Here is a 2,515-nt window from a genome sequence, read left to right on the forward strand (position 1 = left end):
GAGACCGGCGGCGCCGACGAGGAACGAGCGGCGGGGAAGAGGGGGAAGCGGGTGATTCACGCGTCCATCGTGCCACGATCGGCGGCGGCTAGACTTCACGGCATGGCCTTTCCCCCCGCTGAAGCAATCGCAGACGTCATCCGCCCCGCAGCCGCCGCCCGCGGCCTCGACATTGAGGACGTGAAGGTTTCCGGTGCCGGACGCAAGACGCAGGTCACGGTGCTAGTCGACGGCGACGACGCCCCAGACCTCGACGTCATCGAAGCGGCGACCCGCGACATCTCCGCCGCCCTCGACGAGGCCGAGGTCAACCGCGAAATCCGCTTCGGCGAGCTGGAATACACGCTCGAGGTGAGCACTCCCGGCGTCGCCGCACCGCTTGTGGCCCCGCGCCACTGGCGACGCAACCGGAACCGTCTCGTCCGCATCCGCCTCGTCGGCGGAGACCAGCTGGTCGGACGCATCGGCGCGCTCGGCGAGGACGGCGAGCGCGTGATCATCGTCTCCTCGACGGGGCCGAAGGGGCGGCCCAAGGCCACCGGCGCCGTGCTCGAGTTGGCCACCGTGGAGCAGGCGGTGGTAGAAATTGAGTTCTCTAAAGCACCGGCGGTCGAGCTCGACCTGGCCGGACTGGATTTCGACGATGCCGTGACCCGGCTGGAGGAACTGGACAAGTGAAGATCGAACTCGCCGCCCTGCGCACCCTGGAAAAGGAGCGGGGCATCCCCTTCGGCGAAATGATGGGCCTGCTCGGCCGCGCGCTGCGGGAAGCCTACCGGGGCACGGACTCGCCCGCGCAGTACGCGCGAGTCGACATCGACTACGACTCCGGCGAGGTCACGGTCTTCGCCCAGGAGCGCGACGAAGAGGGCAACCTCGTCGCCGAATGGGACGACACCCCCGAGGACTTCGGCAAGATCGCCGCGTACCCCGTCCGCCAGACCATCCTCCAGCGCCTGCGCGACGCCGAAAGCGACAAGGTTTTCGGCGAGTACGCCGACCTGGAGAACCAGGTCATCTCCGGCGTCGTCCAGCGCGACATCCGCGCCAACGACAAGGGCATCATCGTCGTCCACATCGGCTCCGAGGCCCACGGCCGAGACGGCATCCTGCTGCCCGCCGAGCAGCTGCCGGGCGAAACCCTCGAGCACGGCGACCGCACCAAGTGCTACGTCGTCGGCGTGAACAAGACCCCGCGCGGCGTGGCCATCAACCTGTCGCGCACCCACCCCGAGCTCGTGCGCAAGCTCTTCGAGCTCGAGGTTCCCGAGGTCGCCGACGGCGCCGTCGACCTGGTGTCCATCGCCCGCGAAGCCGGCCACCGCTCCAAGGTCGCCGTGCAGCCGACCGTCAAGGGCCTCAACGCCAAGGGCGCCTGCATCGGCCCGCGCGGCCAGCGCGTCAGCGCGATCATGAACGAGCTCGGCGGCGAGAAGATCGACATCATCGACTACGACGAGGATCCCGCGAAGTTCGTGGGCAACGCCCTGGCCCCCGCCAAGGTCGTCTCCGTCGAGGTGCTCGACGAAGAGGAGCGCCAGGCCCGCGTCGTCGTGCCCGACTACCAGCTGTCGCTGGCGATCGGCCGCGAAGGCCAGAACGCGCGCCTCGCCGCCCGCCTCACCGGCTGGCGCATCGACATCCACTCCGACGCCGAGTAGGTCCGCGGCGGGCCGTCGTCAGGCAACCGCGGCCGCCGCGCCGAAAACACGGGGTTGGGATTCGAGGCCCCTTTCGGGTTAGGCTGTACAACGGCCAACGAGGAAACGACGGTGGAAGGACAGGTGCGTCTGCGCATGACGAGAACCCGGGACGAGCACGCCCCGAACTTCGTCGAACGCGAACGAACCTGCATCGCCACCCGCACCCGGCTGCCCGAAGGGCGGCTGCTGCGGATGGTGGCCCGCCGCGACGGCGACGCCACCCGCGTCGTCCCCGACCCCCGGCGAAGGATGCCGGGACGAGGCGCCTGGATCACCCCCACGCTCGAAGCATGGGCGGTGGCCGACAAGCGCCGCGCGTTCGGCCGCGCATTGAAGGTGTCCGCGACCGCGGACGCGAACCCGGTCCGCGAGTACCTCGAAACCCTCGGGGCACATGCCGAAGCCGCACCGTGCGGCCCCGGAGACCGGGAACCGACCAACGGAAAGACCTGAACACTGATGAGCGCACGATGAAGCATCAGCGATGAACGGCAACCGATAACGGGAGTCGGCAGTAGGCCAATGCGCGGGAAACGAACCCGCCCGGCACTGTTCGACTCCACAAGTGAGGAGAAAAGTGTCCGGAAAGCTCCGTGTCCATGAGCTCGCAAAGCAGCTCGGGGTCACCAGCAAGGAACTTCTCGCCCAGCTCAAGGAGCAGGGCGAATTCGTCAAGACCGCTTCGTCGACGGTGGAACCGCCCGTCGTCAAGCGCATGAAGCAGCTCTACGCGTCCCAGGACGGCCAGCAGGCCGGCGGCGACGCGAAGCCGGGCGCCGGCAAGCCGGGCCCGAAGCCGGCCGCCGGCAAGC

General features: G+C 68.9%; 4 protein-coding genes. All 4 read left to right on the forward strand.

Features of this window, described 5'->3' with window-relative positions:
• Window positions 1-102 precede the first annotated feature (102 nt).
• The gene (gene rimP, locus GX015_RS10825) at window positions 103-678 is read left to right on the forward strand and encodes a ribosome maturation factor RimP (protein WP_291345072.1); all 576 of its coding nucleotides are present in this window, start codon (window positions 103-105) and stop codon (window positions 676-678) included.
• Window positions 675-1,661, forward strand: a complete 987-nt coding sequence (gene nusA, locus GX015_RS10830; protein WP_291345073.1) for a transcription termination factor NusA — start codon at window positions 675-677, stop codon at window positions 1,659-1,661. Before rimP ends, nusA begins: the two co-directional genes overlap by 4 nt.
• 135 nt (window positions 1,662-1,796) lie before the next feature.
• On the forward strand, window positions 1,797-2,156 hold the full coding sequence (locus tag GX015_RS10835; RefSeq protein ID WP_291345075.1) for a YlxR family protein: 360 nt from the start codon (window positions 1,797-1,799) through the stop codon (window positions 2,154-2,156).
• A gap of 124 nt (window positions 2,157-2,280) precedes the next feature.
• Window positions 2,281-2,515 (forward strand): translation initiation factor IF-2 N-terminal domain-containing protein (locus tag GX015_RS10840; RefSeq protein ID WP_291345076.1); only part of this gene is annotated, 235 nt, incomplete at its 3' end.

The sequence above is a fragment of the Corynebacterium sp. genome, assembly GCF_012837295.1.
Lineage (GTDB): Bacteria > Actinomycetota > Actinomycetes > Mycobacteriales > Mycobacteriaceae > Corynebacterium.

Coding starts and splice junctions, on each gene's coding strand:
- rimP (WP_291345072.1), top strand. CDS start 103: ATGGCCTTTCCCCCCGCTGAAGCAATCGCAGACGTCATCCGCCCCGCA.
- GX015_RS10835 (WP_291345075.1), top strand. CDS start 1,797: ATGACGAGAACCCGGGACGAGCACGCCCCGAACTTCGTCGAACGCGAA.